The sequence below is a fragment of the Microcystis sp. Msp_OC_L_20101000_S702 genome (genome assembly GCF_007095705.1).
Classification (GTDB): Bacteria; Cyanobacteriota; Cyanobacteriia; order Cyanobacteriales; family Microcystaceae; genus Microcystis; species Microcystis ichthyoblabe_A.
The window spans coordinates 26,196-43,534 of sequence record NZ_SFBO01000133.1; the positions used below are offsets into that span (position 1 = coordinate 26,196).

The following is a 17,339-nucleotide window of genomic DNA, read 5'->3' on the forward strand; positions in this document are numbered from 1 at the left end:
ATGGTAACGCCCTAGGGCAAGAGATGTTCCTGGATGAAATTAGTGTAAACATCTCCAGCTAAAAAGGCGGGAGTTTCCAATATTTTACGATGGAAATCAATAGTTGTCGGTACTCCCGTGATCGCACATTCCCGCAGGGCCCGTTTCATGCGTTTAATCGCAGTTTCGCGATTTTCTCCCCAGACAATTAATTTCCCAATTAGGGAATCGTAATAGGGGGGGATTTCGTAATCGGTGTAAACGTGGGAATCCATGCGGACACCCGGACCACCGGGGGGCAGATAAGCGCTAATTTTGCCGGGGTGAGGGCGAAAATTGTGATCGGGATCCTCGGCATTAATGCGACACTCGATCGAATGCCCTCTAAATATCACCTGATCTTGCTTAATTTGCAGTTTTTCGCCCTGTGCCACCAGAATTTGTTCTCGGATCAGGTCCATCCCCGTGATCATCTCCGTGACGGGGTGTTCCACCTGAATACGGGTGTTCATTTCCATGAAGTAAAAATTGCCCTGTTTATCGACTAAAAATTCCACAGTTCCCACCCCGACGTAATTAATCGATTTAGCGGCTTTAACAGCGGCATTACCCATTTTTGAGCGTAAATGGGGCGTTAAGAAGGGGCTGGGTGCCTCTTCTAGCAGTTTTTGGTGTCGTCGCTGAATCGAACAGTCTCTTTCTCCTAAATGGATCACGTTACCGTGACTATCGGCCAAAATCTGAAACTCGATATGTCGGGGACATTCGATAAATTTTTCTAGATATACTCCTGAATTGCCAAAAGCAGCTTCTGCTTCCCCTTGGGCGGCTTTTAACATATTACCTAGTTCATCTGCACTCTTGACAAGACGCATCCCACGCCCTCCACCGCCGGCGGTGGCTTTAATCAGGACAGGATAACCGATGTCATCAGCGATCCGCTTTGCTTCCGCTTCTGAGGTAATTAAACCACCACTGCCGGGGATAGTGGGAACTCCCGCTTTTTGCATGGTTTTTTTAGCGGTAGATTTATCCCCCATAGCCAGAATAGCACTGGGAGACGGACCGATAAAAGTTAACTGATGATCGGCACAAATTTCGGCAAAGCGGGCGTTTTCTGCCAAAAAACCGTAACCGGGATGGATGGCCGTGGCGTTGCGTGTTAGGGCAGCCGAGATGATATTAGGGATATTTAGGTAACTTTTGCTGCTCGGAGGCGGACCAATACAAACACTCTCATCGGCCAATTGAACATGAAGGGCATGGCGATCGATGGTAGAGTGGACGGCAACGGTTCTAATGCCCAATTCTTCGCAACTATGAAGGATTCTTAAGGCGATTTCCCCGCGATTGGCGATTAATATCTTGGCAAACTGCATTGGACGACCACGAGATCAGGCTGGTGTGATAGGCGACTATTTAGTAGAATATCTGGTTTTGTTACCTTGGGGAAATCGGGTTGGGGGAGGGGGTAAGTGGGGTGTGGGGTGTGGGGTGTGGGGAGAAAAAATAAAAATAATCTCCTGACTCCTATCTCCTGACTCCTGACTCCTGACTCCTGACTCCTGACTCCTGACTCCTGACGGCTAAATTAACCGACTTCGTCTCCCTCCCTGGTCAAGATTGAAAGCGATAAGCTAGAGTGTGAGAAGTGAAAACCTTTTAATCTCGTTTCGCCCCTAGAGGATAATAGCTCGATGTTGCGAATTATCACAGAGCCATGGTCAGCCAGAACGGAACTGAGACGAATTCGGGAACGATTCGACGATCCGGAAATTCGGGAAAAAGAATCGCTTGTCCGAGAGATTATCGATCAGGTGCGACTTACTGGAGATCGCTCGTTGGTGGATTACACGGAAAAATTCTACCAACAGTCCCTTAATCTACAACAACTTAAGGTGAGTGGCTCGGAACTCGATGCTGCTTATCAACAGGTGTCCCAGGATTTATTAAATGCGATCGCTATTGCCTGTGCAAAAATGGAGGCTTTTCACCGTCAGCGTCTTCCCAAAGCTTGGGTGCAGTTTCCTGAGGATGGTACGGTTCGAGGGAAACGTTATCAACCGATTAACAGTGTGGGAATTGTCGTTCCCGATGGTAAACGAGCCTATCTCAGTTTATTGCTCCAACAGGCGATTCCTGCCAAAATAGCGGGGGTTAAACGGATTGTCATGGTGTCCCCCGCCGATGAGGATTTACGCATCCATCCGGCGATTTTAGTGGCAGCCCAATCGGTGGGTATTAGTGAGATTTATCGGGTGGCTGGACCACAGGCGATCGCCGCTTTAGCCTACGGGACAAAAACGATCGCTCCTGTGGAGATGATTGCCGGAATAGGTGATTTTTACACTAATTTGGCTAAAAAACTGGTTTCTGACCATGTAAAAATCGATTATCTCTCTATTACTTCTGATTTAGTTATTATTGCTGATAATCAAGCTAATCCTAGACAGTTGGCCCTAGATCTATTAGCGCAAGCGGAACAGTATTCCCTAGCGGCTGCGATTTTATTGACGACGGATAAGGCTTTGGCTTTAATAGTACAGGAAGAAGTACAAAAACAGTTACAGGTACATCCCCAGAGATTGTTAACGGAAAAAGCGATCGCTCATTATGGCTTAATCGTGGTGGTGGAATCATTGGAGAAAGCGATCGAATTATCGAATCTTTTTGCTCCCACCCATTTATCCTTAATGATCGATGAACCCTGGGAAAAGCTATCTTCTGTGAGACAATCGGGAACTATTCTCCTTGGTTCTACTACTCCAAAAGCGGTGGCTGATTATTTAGGTTGTCCCGTGGGAGTGGAAACTTTTCTCGATTCCGCCACTTTGATCGAATATCCCGCCGATTCCTTCGCCTCCATAGCCCACAATCTACAAATATTAGCGCAAGCAGAGGGCTTTACGGCAACGGATGAGGGCATAGAGTACCGAGGACAGGACAAAACCTAGAAAAAGTATGGTCTTGTGACATATTTTTTGATTCCCATATCCTTAATTTTTTTACCTTGCTGTTCTTCGAGATTACCACTTCCTTTTTTATCTAATATCTCCCCATAGATTGGGATGAATCTCTTGTCATAAATTAGACTCACCATTAAGATATTTATTGCTCCCCAACTCATCCGGTCTATGGCAATATCTACCAGGGTAAGCGCATCTTAACAATCCTTGACAAAATCAACTTTATATGAGTTGCTTACCCAGCAAAGCAAAGGATTAAGTCTCCATCACTACCACCGAATCACCACCTCTTAGTGAATAGTAAACACCAACGAGTGGAAACTTTTCGACGGGGTGAACAGGGTTTATGGATTCTGCAAACCTATCAGCAAGAAAGTTTTAGTTTGCAGAGTATTAATCTGACGGCATCTTTTCGGGATTTATACGAGGATGTCACCCTATAGGGAATGAAAAATCATTAAGGTACAACCTCAAAAGGTTGATTTCCATACCGTTTGGTCTTTATCATCTAAAATATTTGTAAAAACTTGTTCTACTCGCTCAGATAAATCTGATGGCTGAAAATAAACTCGTCCAACTCTTCCTTTTAATTTTTGGTCTAGGGTTTCTGGAGTGGAAGAATTGGCAGATTGATTAAGTAGAATGGTCAATCTAACTCGCTGACCTGCTAATTTATACCATTTCTCTAAATGAAAACTACACATCGAATTTAAATCCCCCTTTAAGTTCCCCTTTTTAAGGGGGATTTAGGGGGATTAAACTTCTGTAGTCAGACTTTGGAGAATTGGTATCCCAAGTCCCCTCTAAAGTGTTTTGTTCCATAGATATTGATTTGAATTTCCTTCTTTCCTCAGTGTAACAAGCAAAAGATAAAAAAACAAATTTCTAGAATTTTTTTGTCTTATTGTTTTCTACCGGGGGGAATAAAACGGATTTCAATTCTGCGTCTGCTTGCATCTGCGTCACGATTAACCGCAGCTAATTTACCCGATGGGAGGTATAACTGTCCTGCGGAAAAAGCTCGAAATTTGACGTTTTTGAGTTTACCTGTGCTTTCGATTTCTTGCACTACTGCTAAAGCTCGCATTAATCCTAAATCAGTGTTAGAACCGGGTACTAGCATTTTAACAGATTGTTTTCTGCTGGCAACCGATTCGATATTTTTATCGAGATTACTTGTCTTTTGTATTCCCTGTCCGTCCGTGTGTCCAATTACTTGAATAAAGTCGATTTCTCTGTCTTTGGTAATGGTTTCGATAGCGGGAATAATGCGCTGACGAATATAGGTTTTTAAAGCGGGGTTTAATTCAGCACTTCCCGACTGAAATTTGAATTTTCCTGATTTTTCATCGATAACTATGGGGGTTGCTGTTTGCAGTTTTCGGTTAGCTTCCTCCAGTTTGCTGATGAGATTATAGGACTGAAAAAGTGCCAAGAGGAGAAATAAACTCAGAATCATGAAAGCATTGGACATTAAATCGGTAAATGCGGGATAAACATCCACCGATTTATCTTCATCCCGGTAGTAGGTACGTCTAGACATAATTGCTTAGAATTTGTTAGTGAAGTTATCCAATATAGTCTTAATCCCCTTCTCAACATCTTTTTGAGGAGGATTAGGGATTGTCTTAAAAAGTTCTTCCATCTCATCCTTAAGTTTTTCTATCTTATCCTTTAAGTTAGAAAATTCAGAAAGTTCTTCCATCTTATTATTTAAGTTAGAAAAGTCAGAACGCATATCGTTAATTTTCTCCAGTTCTGCTAAACATTTGTGAATTTCTCCATAAATATGTTCAATCATTTTCTGATTCGATTTATTTTCCTTAGCGATAACTTTCTCTAACTTATCTCGCAAAGATTCTAAGTTAGCAGTTAATTGACTGGTGTTGGTGTTCACTGCGTTAATTACTTGAGAAAAATCTGATTTAAGGCTGCCAAATTGATTGGCTGTTTTCTCAATAGATTGGGAAACTGCTTTTAATTGTTCTGAGTTCTTAGTTAATTTATCATCAACTACCATCCCTAAGTTATTGCTTAAAAGGTTTAACTCAGACTGTAAGCTTTCCTTGACTTGAGTAAGTTGCTCTGTCACTGTATCAATTAACCGAGACAAGTTAGCATTAGTCACATCGAGATTATTACTAGAGCGCTCAATCCCATGGGAAGCAGTGAGAATTTTATCGGAGGTTTGGGAGAGTCTTTCATCGAGACGATTGATAAGTTGATTTCCTAATTGTTTCGACTCGGAGTTAAAACTGTCTTGATAGGTTTTCACAGTTTCGATTAATTTTACTAATTCTCCCTGAATGTTAGATAACTTTTCTTGTTCGGTGACTGAGCGTTGCTGATTTTGTTCTAGGATTGTCTCAGATTTTTGATTCAAGTCAGTAATTTTTATTCCTAACTCAACCATAGTTGTCATGGAACGCTGGAAGTCTTGAGTTAAAGAAGCTAGAGATTGAGTTGATTGGTTTAAATCTGTAGTAGAATCGGCAAACTGTTGATGAGCAGTCATTAAATCTGCGGTTGCTTGCACTAACTTATCAGCAAATTGACTACTTTCGATTTTTTCGGAAGCTTCCAGAAAACCTAGCGCACTATTTTGTAATTTTTGAGAAGATTCTTGGATATTTAAATACACTTGTTCTGCTAAATCGTTAGCTCTTTTATTACTGCTGATAATCTCCCCTATATTCTGCTCTAGTATTGCAGTGGATTGAGAAAATCTCCCTTGGGTTTCTGCTAAACTAGCGGTAAACCTTTCGATATTACCAGAGAAGTTACTTTTTTCAATTAACTCTGACGCTTGTTTAAAAAGCAGTACACTATTTTTTAGTTCCTGAGAGGATTGTGTAAACTCTCGGTTTGCTTGCGTGATAATTGGTACTTGCTCGTTAAGTTCAAAAGCTGAACGATGAAAAGTCGTCGCACCGGTAGATAAAGTTCCCGCAGTTTCAGTTAATCTTTCACAAACCTGGGTGACTAACTTAGCGGTTTCCTGATTACGTTCGGCAATTTCTTTAGCAACTTCTCTTAAAGAAGATTGTAATACTTTCGTCACCTCATTATGAAAGTTAGTTAGAAATGTTTCCTGTGTATCCACCATGCGATTAACCGCTTTATCCAAGCGACTATTCCCTTTTACAGTGTTATCTAAATAGTCTTCTAGGGAACTAATTAGATTTGCTTTAGCAAGGTTGGTGTTAAAGATTAAGTTAATCACAGTCAGTAAAGAACTACAAGCTAAACCAATTAAGCTAGTGATAAAAGCAATCCCCATACTTTCTAGGGGAGTTTTGAGCTTTTCTCCCAAACTTTGCACATCGACATTATTAATATCGATAAGTGTGCTGATTCCCGTCAGATTGAGAGTAATTCCCAGGAAAGTTCCCAACAAACCAAAAGCGAGGAGGAGATTGGGTAACACTCTCACAAAATAATCCCATTTCTCGCATCTGAGAGATTTAGACATGAAAGTAAATTTTTCCGCATGGTATAAACTATCCACCAAAGCTGCGGTATTAACATCATCTAGTTGATTACTAGCTATCTTAAATCTATTCTCTAGATTGGAGACAATTTTTGGTTGAACCCCGCGACTTTTCCCCCGAATTAAACGCTTGACTTTTGCGGTTGACTTTTGGAGATGTTTATAAAGAGTAATCCGGATTCCCACAGCTAAGACGGTGGGAAAAATAACCAAGACTAGAGTTAAAACAATCAGATAGGGGGGAAAAAGGTTAAGTAATGCCATGATAGTTATTGGATACCTCGAATTGTGGTTGATAGAGAGAGTTGGGGATGAATGTTTCCTCAGATAGCTGGGGAAACATTATTAAGATTGATTAATTTGACCATTCATCATCAGTGCTAACCTCTGCGGGTAAACTGGGTTGACTAATGTTATTGTTTGTTCCTAGTAAAGTTTGTTGCTTTTGCTGTTGTCTTTCGAGTTTTTTCTGTTCAGTAGCACGTTTTTCTAGTTCCATTTTCAGTTGATTAACAAAACGGGTAATAATTCCTTCTTTTGCCTCCTGTTGAGCATTTCCATCTTGTCCAGCTACCTTATTTTTGTAGCGATAATTGGGGTGATAGGATGGTAAATTTTTGACATTGTTGACAAAATAGCTGACATTCTGGAAATAATCACCCTCGTTAGTAAATAATAGAGGAGGATTAGCCAAAATCTCATTTTTTGCCTGATTAAGCAGTATCTGCAAAGCATTAATCATGTCATTACGAGAAGCAAATTGTTCTAAGGCAAGTCGCCAATTACCGCTAATGTCAATGATGGACTTATTGTTAAATAAATCGCCTTCGATGACTAATTGATAAGTATCATCTTCCTCATCGTATTCTAGTAAACCGAGAGCAATTGCGGGATAGAAAATAAACTCTAATTCCTCAATTAATTTGGCAGGTGGTGGGATAATATCAGCAAATTCTATCCTGTAATCATTGTGTAAAATGCTGATTCTCTTTTGGTCTTGATAGATTTTTTGTAACCCAGATAAATCAGTAATGATTCTTAGGGGAAACCCACCAAACTCGTAGGTAATTAGGATTTCTTCGTCGGTTTGAATTGATTCAAAAGAAGTCCCCCGATTAATATTTAAATCAGATTCGAGAGTCTTCATAAATCTTTGCATGGTGGGTGAATTATCGTCCTTAGTCCCAATTAGTAATGCTTTATCTGTATGCAAACGATAGTAAGCATCATTAACATTTATCGGTAACATTAAATCAGCTTCTCGCAGAATTTGCGCCAAGCGTTCAGGAAAATCATGGGGTTTATATTGACCCATAAATCGCTTAATTACTGCATCAATTTTATTAGTGCTTACCGATTGAAACTGTTTCTCGATTGTTGCTGTTAGGGTCTCTTTGAGAGTTTCATTGTCAATAACAAAAGATTGGCTAAATAAACTGAATAGGGAAGCATTATAGCCTAAATTATTGGTGACTTTTTGGCTAACGGAAATGTATTGAGTTCGGGAGTTACTGTCAGGGATACAGTTATCAATATTCTCCTCTGGGAAAATACCTTCCCCAGTCATCTCGTCGAGATTTAACTGCATTAACTCCTGTTCGTATTTATCGTATTCTGCGATTAGCTGATATAGGGTTTCTTTCAGTTGTTGTATCTGCAGCATTCGACTAGAAATATGCTTGAGAATCGCTTCAACAATCTTTCTGGATTCCCCATTGATGCTGAAATTAAAGTTCTGCTGAATTAATTTTTGTCCGCTTTGAACGTAGTCTCTTAACTCGGACTTGATTCTCTCACTATTGGCATTTTTATTGAACATCTTGAAGACAGACTTTTTCCCGTTTATATCTTCGAGAGTTTGTTTAACATTTCGCCAAATGTTATCAATTTTTTCCGAGGAATGAAACCCTTTATTATCCTGAGATAATTCCTCTAGATTCCCCTTGTAGGTATTAATCTGTACTTGTAAAGCGACCAAAAAAGATAGGCTATTTTCCAAAGAAAATTCTAAGCTATCAGGATTAAGAAGAATCTCCAAAAATTGGTCAATATCTGACTTAAATTTTTCGATTAATTTAGGTTGAGTTTGTTGGGTCAGAGTTAACCAGATTCCGCGACTGCTATCTGTTTCTCCCCCTTGTACTTTGCGAAACTCTTTTTCTAGGGATTGCTTGACGGTTTGGGGTAAATTCTCCAAATCTTGACTATTGGATATTTCTTCCTCTAGGGAATTTTTCCAAGAGGTTAAAGTCTTAGAAAAAGTTTTATTATTCTCTAGGGTTGCTTCTTCCAATCTGGCAGTAAAATAATCCTTATTACTTTGGGTACTCCAATTAGCTAGGAACTTACTTAATAACTCTTGTCCACTGGGACTTTGACCGTATCCCTCTAACCAAAATTTAATTAATTTGAGACTAAAACGATTGAGACCAATCTGCACAATTCGGTCGCGAGTAAAATAAATCCTCGCTAGTCCAAAGGAGATATAACCTTGACACATCTGAAAAGGATGATTATCTTTACGAATCATCGGGTCTTTATAGTTATCCCGATTTCTTTTGATGGGGAGAGATAACTCATCGGCAAAATCCAAGAAAATCTTGTAAGCAATGACATTACATAATTTAGCTTTGTTATTAATCTGGTAATCTCCCGAAGTGCGATTAGAAACTAAGTAGGCAAAATCAAAAGGAGAACGTTTTTCATCAATGTTGACGAAATTTTGTTTATCATAACAGGCTTGAAAGGAATTACTTTCATTGGTATAATGGTCTAACTCTTTCAAAGCTGCATAGGTATTAGCTCTCATAATTGCCCCATCACCATAAAGTTTAGGACTAATTACCAAATAACCAAAGGATGTATATTCGGTGGTTTGTTGTAAAATATGACGCAAAGTGTAGGCCACATCGAGGAAAATACCGCTACCAGTTCCCCCACACAAAGAACCGACAACAAAGACATTTAAACCCTCTTGGACATTAAAACTTTGACCGTTAACTTTACCGCTAAACATAAAGGATTCATGACCAGAAGTTCGTCTTTCCGCTGCTTCAATTGCCTCTTGAATTTTTTGATAGTTATGGAAGAAAGCTAAACGACCGACGGGACGAATACCTCCCGCACCATTTTCAATGGCAGTTATTTGTTTTTTTAGTCTTGGGTCTAACCAGCTTGCAATATGGGAAAAGGGACTTTCAAAAAGAGTTTTGTGTTCAAGTTCATAGGTGAGATTGTTAACATCCTGAGCATTCATATTAATGAATACTCTTTCAGCAGCTGATAAAAGAATTTCTTCTCCGTGATAGCTATTTCCTGTGGGTAAACCCGAACCATTGAAAGCGTTTTTGTCTGTGTCAATATGAACAAAACTGACAACGGGTAGGTTAGATAACTTCCCATACTTATCAATAATAAAGCGACGAATTCTCATTAACACATCTCGACCAGTACCACCTAATCCGATGATAACTGTCCGTTTGATAGCGCGGGTTTGACTGGTGTTAGCCATGGTTTAAATCTCCTGAGTTATTTTTTACTAATCTGAATTTGTAGGTCGAAATCTTGATGGTTATGGTGATAAGTTAAAGTCAGGTAATTTTTATCTATTTTCACCTCCTGAGTTAGTTGATTACCTCGATAAAAAATCTCTGCTTGTTTAGTGGGTTTCAGATATAACTGATTGCCGCGTCTTTCTAAATAGCAGCGAATTTCTTCCCCGGCACGAGAAAAGGTATTCCTCTTATGTTCTTCACCACCGATGTTAATTCTTTCGGATGTTTTTAAAATATATTTTTGGGTTTCATCTTCATCATCATTAGAGGAGACTTCAATAGTCCAAGCAGTATTTAACAGCAACCAATGACGAATTCCCAAAATACTCGCTACTATTCCCCCAATTTCCATTAATGTAATTACCAATGCTGGCAACCATAACTGACTCAAGAGATAAGAATTAATCAAACAGGTTTCTTGTCCTCCCGGTGCGGGAGTGCAGAACTCTTGTGCTGTGGGAGCAATATCGACCACTGATAGTTTATATTTATTGCCGTTAGTGGCGGTAATTTCTTGGGTTCTTAGATTAATTGGTAGGGAATTAAGCCAGTTTTGTCTCTCCAAACTTTCGGGAGAATTAGCAAGACGAAAAGGGCTATTTTTTGGGGTTTCTATCCACTGTTGCGAAGTAATCCCCGCAGCGGTAGAAAGGGGTGCATCGGTAATCCAAACTACCGACTGGGGTTTGATAGCTTGATTGGCAGTTAAACGACACTGATTTAAGCGTGCCAGTCGAGTATAAACGTGCCATTCTGCTCGCTGAATATCGGTATTTTTAGCACTTTGGCTAGATTGCCAGGGAATTGCTTTTAAAACCGCGTCTATATCTTCCTTTCCGCGAATTAAAATCGGTTCTGCAATCGGTTGAACATTATCAGCAAAGGGAACTAAATAAACGGAATCGTTATTTTTTAAACTATCGCGAATAATTTGACCAAGGCGCGTGCGTCCTTCATCATTAAAGTTAACACTACCGGTAAGATCGATCGCTAGGATAACATCTCGTCCCTGCCAACGAGCCACCAAATCTAATCCCAGTTTTTGCCAATCGGTAAGCGGTTCCCCGGGGGATACCGTTAAACAGTCAGCACTTTTCATTTAGCCTCGTTCGAGAGTGAAAAATTGAGCTTATCCCTATCCTTGCCCCATTGTACTAAAAAATTAATACTTCTTAAAAGTTTTTTTCGCTTTTATTCTCGATTTGCCCTAGGTGGCTCTTCTAGGTTCTGTGTGATAAGTTTAACTTACATTATGATCGATCTTTGTGTCCTCTGTGTCTGGAGTGGTTCCTTCCACTCCCTCGCCAGCAGGACTGTATCTTAGAATACATTTTACCCACCAAACCTAAGAGAGCCCCTAGGTTATTGTCAATAGTAACCATAGAGTAAACTAAATTTTAAAGAACGTAGGTTGGGTTGAAGCATGAAACCCAACGCCGGCATGGGTTACGCTACCGCTAACCCATCCTACAAATAATTGTGCCTCCCTACTTAAATTGCTTGTTGAGATAAGGCAAGAGGTAACAGTAAAGGGGGGAGATTCAGAGGTTAAAATGTGTCCTAGCTTATCCTCTAACCACCTAATCCTAATTCTCGTCTGAGCAATTGAATTGATTTATCCCCAATATAATTATCACTACAGATAATTTCTGGCAGACGAATTAAATCCGATCGCACTTCCTTAATTAGATTTTTAATTAAAGTATAACTCGCTTGATCACTGATAATTGTCTGGGAAGTTCTGGCTAAAACTCTTAACTTATCCGTTTCATGAATTTGAGCAGACATAACTAATAAATCATCACCCCGTAAACTATGAATTAAAATTTCGGCCACCTTAATAATACCGGTGCTAATACTGACAATTCCTAAACAGCTATCGGTGGGTAATTTTTTGATTAATGCCAATTCCTTGCTGTAATCATAGATATCGATGGGAATGACTCGTAGGTGAAAAGGAGCGGCAATTTCCTCCGCTACACTGATAAAATAGCGACTGGTGACAACGGTGGCAGATTTAGTATTGGCTAAAACTTGGGCTAAATCTTCCATTGCCACTAATTGGACGGGAATTTTGAGGGATTGCTCTAATTCTCTCAACATTAGTTTTCCTGCACCCAAATCGTGACGGGGAATGGTGACAAGAACTTGAGAACGACACTGCGATCGCCAATCGATTTCCGCCAGTAATAACTCGCGAATTTGCTCTAAAGTTAAACCTTGAGCGAGAAAACCAGCCAAACTCTGGCGAATTAGTCGGCCTATTTCTGGATTTTGTTCCAATAGGGGTGAACCCGATAAATTATCGTTTTCATGTCCGCGAGCCTTGACATAAATCCCCGAACCTGCTATGGATTCTACTAACCCATCATCTTCCAGTTGTTGATAAATTTTACTTATCGTATTACGGTGTAATCCCGTGATCATAGCTAGTTGACGGGTACTAGGTAAACGATGTCCCGGTGGATACTGACGAGAGGCAATAGCGAAGCGAATTTGGTCAAATAATTGCTTAGAGGCGGGGATTTCACTGTCTGGCTGGATTTGGAACTGCATCGGATCACTTCGCTCACAAACTACTTTCGCTGATACCCATTCTATCATTAGACCCCCTGCAACAATCGGACATCTTCACCGATCTGAGGGGTTTCCGAGGCAGTATTCAGGAGCCAGAAGCAGAAAAAAACAAGATATTATTTATTTAAACCAGAAAAGCCACTTTTTTGCTTAAAAATAGTTAAAACAATCATTTTAATCCGTCCCTGAAACCCCACTCATGGGGTAGATAGTCAACAGCTGATTAAGGTGATTGATCCTCGTGGAGAAGTTTTAAGCGATCGCTCAAGGTTTTGGTTAAGCGGACAGTTTCCCGTTTTAGCGAATTTTGTTGATAATCAAGCACATTAATCCCTTGACCGATGTTTACTGTCGCTTCGCTTCCCCATCCGGGGTAAGGCTGATTATAACTAATGCTTACAGGCAAAATCTTGATATCTGCATCGGGTTTGATGGTCTTAACTTCCAACGCGATCCGCGCTACCCCCGGTTTAAGAGGATGAACCACTCGATCGCGACAGATACCCCCTTCCGGAAAAATCGCCACCATTTCCCCTGCGGCCAAAAGTTCGACACTGTGGATCAGACTACCCATACCGGGGTGATCGGTGTTGACGGGAAAACCCCCCAAACGTTGGATAAACCAACCTTGTACCCCTTTCATCTCGTTAGCGGAAACCATAAAGCGCAAATCCCGTCCACTAACTAAACGTCCCACCGCGTAGGGTAAAATCAGCGCATCCCAACGGGACCGATGGGTAGGTGCCAAGATGACACCCCCCGTTAGGGGGATATTTTCCTGGCCCGTAACCGTTATTTTGCTGAAAAAAGCTGGTAAAACTAGATAATTTCCCAGAAAATAACAAAAGCGAATTAAACAGGGATTAATTCGGGAATTGACAGCAGGACTTTTTCTAATGGTGAGGGACTCGTCAACGATAGTGCTTTGAGACATCCGAAGTGTTAGGGAAGATCGAGACTTTCTGACCACTTCTACTTTAGTCTAGTTGTCTGGGGGGTCGCTATCTTGTCCTGACCAGTTCGGCAATTGTCTTGGGGGATTAAGGGTTAGGATTGCGGTTCTACTCCCGATCCTACCGGTGCGATCGAGTTTAATTGCAAAGAGGGATGATCTTCTTTAACTTGCTGTAAATTCCACTCATTTTTGAATAATAAGACGGGACGACCCCAATAATCTTTGACAGTTAAAGTATTAAAGAGTTTACCTGCTTTTTCTAAAGCGGCCCAACCCCCGGCTACCCAACGGGCTAAACTATAGGCTAGGGGTTCGAGGGTAGTTTCGACTCCGTACTCGCTTAAAAGACGGAATTGCACCACTTCAAACTGTAATTGACCGACGGCGGCTAAAATCGGGTCGCGTTTAAATTCATCGATCGAGGATAATATCTGTACGGCCCCTTCTTCCTGTAATTCCGAGACTCCTTTTTGAAACTGTTTGAACTTGGAAGGGTTAGGATTTCTGAGATAGGCGAATAATTCCGGAGAAAAACAGGGAATACCTTCGTATTCGAGCTTTTTACCCATATAAATCGTATCACCGATCGCAAAGACCCCGGGGTTATTCAATCCGATCACATCTCCGGGATAAGCTTCTTCAATAACTGCCCGATCTTGGGCAAAAAGTTTCTGAGGACGGGATAAACGGATAGTTTTACCGGTTCTAGCGTGGTTTACTACCATATCCTTCTCGAATTTCCCCGTACATACCCGCACAAAGGCCACCCGGTCGCGATGTTTGGGATCCATGTTTGCTTGCAGTTTAAAGACAAAACCGGTGAAATCGGGATAGGTGGGATCAAGGACACCGAGGGAGGAATTGCGTCCTCTGGGTGGTAATCCATAGTCGAGGAAGGATTCTAGGAATAATTTCACCCCAAAATTGGTCATGGCGCTACCAAAAAAGATCGGGGTCATTTCTCCTGCGTGGACTGCTGGCAAATCCAATTCTGCACCCAATTCCGAGAGTAGTTCTATATCCTCTTTTAACTGGTAATACAGGTCTTTTTCGAGATAATCCTCAATTTTGGGGTCGCCAAGCTCGATCACGGTTTCCTGCGCCTCCTGAGAGCCGTGGGAGCGACGTTCAAACAGGTGTATGGTCTGGGTGGCTCGATCAAAAACTCCCCGAAAGCGATCGCCAATTCCAATCGGCCAATTGACGGGATAGGTTTGTAATCCTAATTCTCGCTCGATTTCGTCCAATAAATCCAGAGGTTCGCGGCCGGGGCGATCCATTTTGTTAACAAAGGTAAAGATAGGCAACTGTCGCAGTTTGCACACTTCAAAGAGTTTTCTCGTTTGGGGTTCCAAACCTTTGGCCGCGTCGATTAACATCACTGCATTATCGGCAGCGGCTAGGGTACGATAGGTATCTTCGCTAAAATCTTGGTGGCCGGGAGTATCGAGGAGATTAATCTGAAAATCACGATAATCGAACTGTAAAACCGTGGAAGTAATCGAAATTCCCCGTTGTTTTTCCATTTCCATCCAGTCGGAGGTGGCTTTGCGTTGGTCGCGTCTTGCTTTGACTGCACCCGCTTGATGGATTGCACCCCCGTATAGTAACAGTTTTTCGGTCAGGGTGGTCTTTCCCGCGTCAGGGTGGGAGATAATGGCAAAATTTCGCCGTTTTTCCAAGACAGCTTCGCTGGTTTCTAGTTCTTTTTCAATTTCGGTCGTCATTCTAATTTCGATCGCTTTCCTATCTTTCTATTCTAGTTTAGCTGGGGAGTTAGATATCTTTCTTTATGGCTCTGATTCTAGGTTAAACTCAATCCGGCTCTGTAAAACCATTTCTGCAATTACCGCTCCTCCTTTACCTTGAGCTAAAACCCGCTCAAAACGGTTGATTAATTCGGGAATATTGATCACTTCCTCTACAGATTCTAGATATCTTTCGACAATTGCCCTGATCTTGTATCTTATCTTAGCTTGCTCCGCAACTTTTTCTAAAATTTCCTCGCAAGTCTGCTCGGTTTTAACCACAAAAGTAATGGGATATTTTTGCACTTTATCAATATCTAAAAAATATTTATCAGCAGCTATCGTTTCCGTAACTTGAAAAAATCGTCCTAGGGGTTTCATGACAAAATCTATCCCCCCGTCATTGGCATTTGTTCGACCAGTTTTATATAAAAGTAAGTATTCAGAGTTTAAGCGATCAGGCGACCACCCCCAATATATTTTCTGTTCCCCATAATACTCTTTAAGAATTGCATAACTGACAATCTCAAAAACTCTAGCATCAATGTTTGGTCTGAGTAAACTCCGAATAAATTCAATAGCTTTCTGGGGATCTTGCTGTTGAATATCAATCATCTGTTGACAATAGCTGATAAATTGATTAAATGCTTTTTGTCTTGTTTGCACATAGGCATCAATTATATCTATAATCACTGGCGCAATATTAACTTGATTACCCTCTAGATAAAACTTAATTAGATTCTCATTAATCCAGTATCTATTGGTTTTAACATCTCTAATTATAGGCAGATAAGATAAAGTGGGAAAATACTTTTTAAATTCCTGATTTAATCGATGATTGAGAGCATGATTTTGTAATTTATCGCCAAAAGGAAGCTCCCTTTGCCTGCGAAAAAGTGTCATATACTGAGCGCCTTGATACTCGTCGTATCCATCCTTAAGATGAAACTCATTATTAATATAGTCTTCCACTAAAACATAAATGGCATAATGATTAGCCAATCCTGCTCGGGATTTAGAACCTCGATTAGCGGCTCTAGTTTTAATGTTCAAATATTGCAATAACTCACTAGCATTTAAAATGCTATTTCCCTGATTGGGAAAGTAATTATCGATAATTTTAATAATTATCTTGGTGAATTCATGCTTTACTATCGACATCGAAAAGACTCTCCTGTACAAAGTTAGATTCTTGTTTATTTTCGCTTTTTCTACTATAGCTTTTTTGAGGAGGGAGTAACTTTTCTCCCTTGTATTCTTGCCATCCGAGAATCCGTCGAAGACCAATTTTTAAATACTCCTCTTGTAATTCTATACTAATAGAAATTCTTCCCAAACGTTTAGCTACAGCTGCAGCTGTAAAAGTTCCTGCAAATGGATCAAGCACAATTCCACTCTTGTCAGTGCTGGCCAAAATAATTCTTTCTAGCAATGATTCAGGTTTTTGTGAGGGATGATTTTCGTATTCATCCATGCGATATCTGACCCTAGGGAAATACCAGACATTGCCCGGTACTTTCTCTGTATTGTATTGACTCGGAATCGCTTTTCTATAATCAATTAGTTTTCGTTTTGCTCCGGTTTTTGCTTCTATCTTAATATCCTTTGAATTAAAAGTGTAATTATTTTTATCTTTCACACAGTGAAGTATTGGTTCATACATCGAACCAAAGTATTTTGTTGCTTGTACTCCTGAACTATCATAATGCCAGATAATGCGACTAAGAATCGTCATTTTTTGTCTTAAGTAAAGATCAAAGTAAGGCATTGCTTGAGTGCTGGCCATAACATATAATGTTCCCTGGGGTTTCAAGATACGAAGACACTGATCAAGAATTTGATTTGCCCAATTTATATAATCATTTTCCGATTCCCATTTGTCGTAAAAATCGGCAAAGTGCTTACCTATATTATAGGGAGGATCGAGAAAAATTAGATCTACAGAATTAGAGGCAATCTCACTGGATAAAATCGGCAAAGAATCACCATGAAATATAACTTGCTCATCAGCTTCGTATCGTTTAAACATGATCATTTTTTCAATTTAAAGTAGTTAGATTTTTAGTAGGA

12 protein-coding genes and 1 pseudogene are annotated in these 17,339 nt (G+C 40.5%); 2 read left to right on the forward strand and 11 right to left on the reverse strand.

The features are described from left to right. Positions 1 to 11 precede the first annotated feature (11 nt). Complete coding sequence (gene accC / locus EWV60_RS14195) at positions 12 to 1,358, reverse strand: acetyl-CoA carboxylase biotin carboxylase subunit (RefSeq protein ID WP_287232907.1); 1,347 nt, start codon at positions 1,356 to 1,358, stop codon at positions 12 to 14. 318 nt (positions 1,359 to 1,676) lie between these two features. Between accC and hisD the strand changes: the two genes are divergently transcribed. Both hisD and EWV60_RS14205 read left to right on the forward strand, forming a co-directional pair. Then, entirely contained in the window at positions 1,677 to 2,933 is a 1,257-nt protein-coding gene (gene hisD, locus EWV60_RS14200; RefSeq protein WP_002734219.1) for a histidinol dehydrogenase, read from the forward strand. 296 nt (positions 2,934 to 3,229) lie between these two features. Beyond that, positions 3,230 to 3,388, forward strand: a pseudogene (locus EWV60_RS14205) (Uma2 family endonuclease); the annotation flags it as partial. A gap of 27 nt (positions 3,389 to 3,415) precedes the next feature. Here EWV60_RS14205 and EWV60_RS14210 read toward each other — a convergent pair. The 10 genes from EWV60_RS14210 to yhdJ all read right to left on the reverse strand — a co-directional run bounded on the left by EWV60_RS14210 (position 3,416) and on the right by yhdJ (position 17,298). After that, positions 3,416 to 3,649: a hypothetical protein gene (locus tag EWV60_RS14210; protein ID WP_287232911.1), complete on the reverse strand. Its 234-nt coding sequence runs from the start codon at positions 3,647 to 3,649 to the stop codon at positions 3,416 to 3,418. Positions 3,650 to 3,846: 197 nt separating this feature from the next. Then, positions 3,847 to 4,488 carry an OmpA family protein gene (locus tag EWV60_RS14215; protein ID WP_002733090.1) on the reverse strand — a complete coding sequence of 214 codons (642 nt, stop codon included), beginning with the start codon at positions 4,486 to 4,488 and terminating at the stop codon, positions 3,847 to 3,849. Positions 4,489 to 4,494: 6 nt separating this feature from the next. Then, positions 4,495 to 6,699 (reverse strand): methyl-accepting chemotaxis protein, encoded by a 2,205-nt coding sequence (locus tag EWV60_RS14220; RefSeq protein WP_287232914.1) that lies wholly within the window; start codon positions 6,697 to 6,699, stop codon positions 4,495 to 4,497. A gap of 91 nt (positions 6,700 to 6,790) precedes the next feature. After that, complete coding sequence (locus tag EWV60_RS14225) at positions 6,791 to 9,946, reverse strand: tubulin-like doman-containing protein (protein ID WP_287232915.1); 3,156 nt, start codon at positions 9,944 to 9,946, stop codon at positions 6,791 to 6,793. Between the two features lie 17 nt (positions 9,947 to 9,963). Beyond that, entirely contained in the window at positions 9,964 to 11,088 is a 1,125-nt protein-coding gene (locus EWV60_RS14230; RefSeq protein WP_287232917.1) for a vWA domain-containing protein, read from the reverse strand. 473 nt (positions 11,089 to 11,561) lie between these two features. Beyond that, positions 11,562 to 12,593 carry a GntR family transcriptional regulator gene (locus tag EWV60_RS14235; RefSeq protein WP_287232919.1) on the reverse strand — a complete coding sequence of 344 codons (1,032 nt, stop codon included), beginning with the start codon at positions 12,591 to 12,593 and terminating at the stop codon, positions 11,562 to 11,564. A gap of 196 nt (positions 12,594 to 12,789) precedes the next feature. Beyond that, on the reverse strand, positions 12,790 to 13,500 hold the full coding sequence (locus EWV60_RS14240) for a lysophospholipid acyltransferase family protein (protein ID WP_024971105.1): 711 nt from the start codon (positions 13,498 to 13,500) through the stop codon (positions 12,790 to 12,792). Between the two features lie 113 nt (positions 13,501 to 13,613). Continuing rightward, a complete protein-coding gene (prfC, locus tag EWV60_RS14245; RefSeq protein ID WP_002732604.1) occupies positions 13,614 to 15,248 on the reverse strand; it encodes a peptide chain release factor 3 in 1,635 nt (544 codons plus the stop codon). Between the two features lie 63 nt (positions 15,249 to 15,311). Further along, entirely contained in the window at positions 15,312 to 16,430 is a 1,119-nt protein-coding gene (locus tag EWV60_RS14250; RefSeq protein WP_045357169.1) for a hypothetical protein, read from the reverse strand. Then, the gene (yhdJ, locus tag EWV60_RS14255; protein ID WP_002751178.1) at positions 16,411 to 17,298 is read right to left on the reverse strand and encodes an adenine-specific DNA-methyltransferase; all 888 of its coding nucleotides are present in this window, start codon (positions 17,296 to 17,298) and stop codon (positions 16,411 to 16,413) included. The genes EWV60_RS14250 and yhdJ overlap by 20 nt, the downstream gene beginning before the upstream one ends. Between the last annotated feature and the right edge of the window lie 41 nt (positions 17,299 to 17,339).

Bases quoted from the DNA above. Each gene is read 5' to 3' on its own strand.
- accC (WP_287232907.1), bottom strand. From the start codon at position 1,358: ATGCAGTTTGCCAAGATATTAATCGCCAATCGCGGGGAAATCGCCTTA.
- hisD (WP_002734219.1), top strand. From the start codon at position 1,677: ATGTTGCGAATTATCACAGAGCCATGGTCAGCCAGAACGGAACTGAGA.
- EWV60_RS14210 (WP_287232911.1), bottom strand. From the start codon at position 3,649: ATGTGTAGTTTTCATTTAGAGAAATGGTATAAATTAGCAGGTCAGCGA.
- EWV60_RS14215 (WP_002733090.1), bottom strand. From the start codon at position 4,488: ATGTCTAGACGTACCTACTACCGGGATGAAGATAAATCGGTGGATGTT.
- EWV60_RS14220 (WP_287232914.1), bottom strand. From the start codon at position 6,699: ATGGCATTACTTAACCTTTTTCCCCCCTATCTGATTGTTTTAACTCTA.
- EWV60_RS14225 (WP_287232915.1), bottom strand. From the start codon at position 9,946: ATGGCTAACACCAGTCAAACCCGCGCTATCAAACGGACAGTTATCATC.
- EWV60_RS14230 (WP_287232917.1), bottom strand. From the start codon at position 11,088: ATGAAAAGTGCTGACTGTTTAACGGTATCCCCCGGGGAACCGCTTACC.
- EWV60_RS14235 (WP_287232919.1), bottom strand. From the start codon at position 12,593: ATGATAGAATGGGTATCAGCGAAAGTAGTTTGTGAGCGAAGTGATCCG.
- EWV60_RS14240 (WP_024971105.1), bottom strand. From the start codon at position 13,500: ATGTCTCAAAGCACTATCGTTGACGAGTCCCTCACCATTAGAAAAAGT.
- prfC (WP_002732604.1), bottom strand. From the start codon at position 15,248: ATGACGACCGAAATTGAAAAAGAACTAGAAACCAGCGAAGCTGTCTTG.
- EWV60_RS14250 (WP_045357169.1), bottom strand. From the start codon at position 16,430: ATGTCGATAGTAAAGCATGAATTCACCAAGATAATTATTAAAATTATC.
- yhdJ (WP_002751178.1), bottom strand. From the start codon at position 17,298: ATGTTTAAACGATACGAAGCTGATGAGCAAGTTATATTTCATGGTGAT.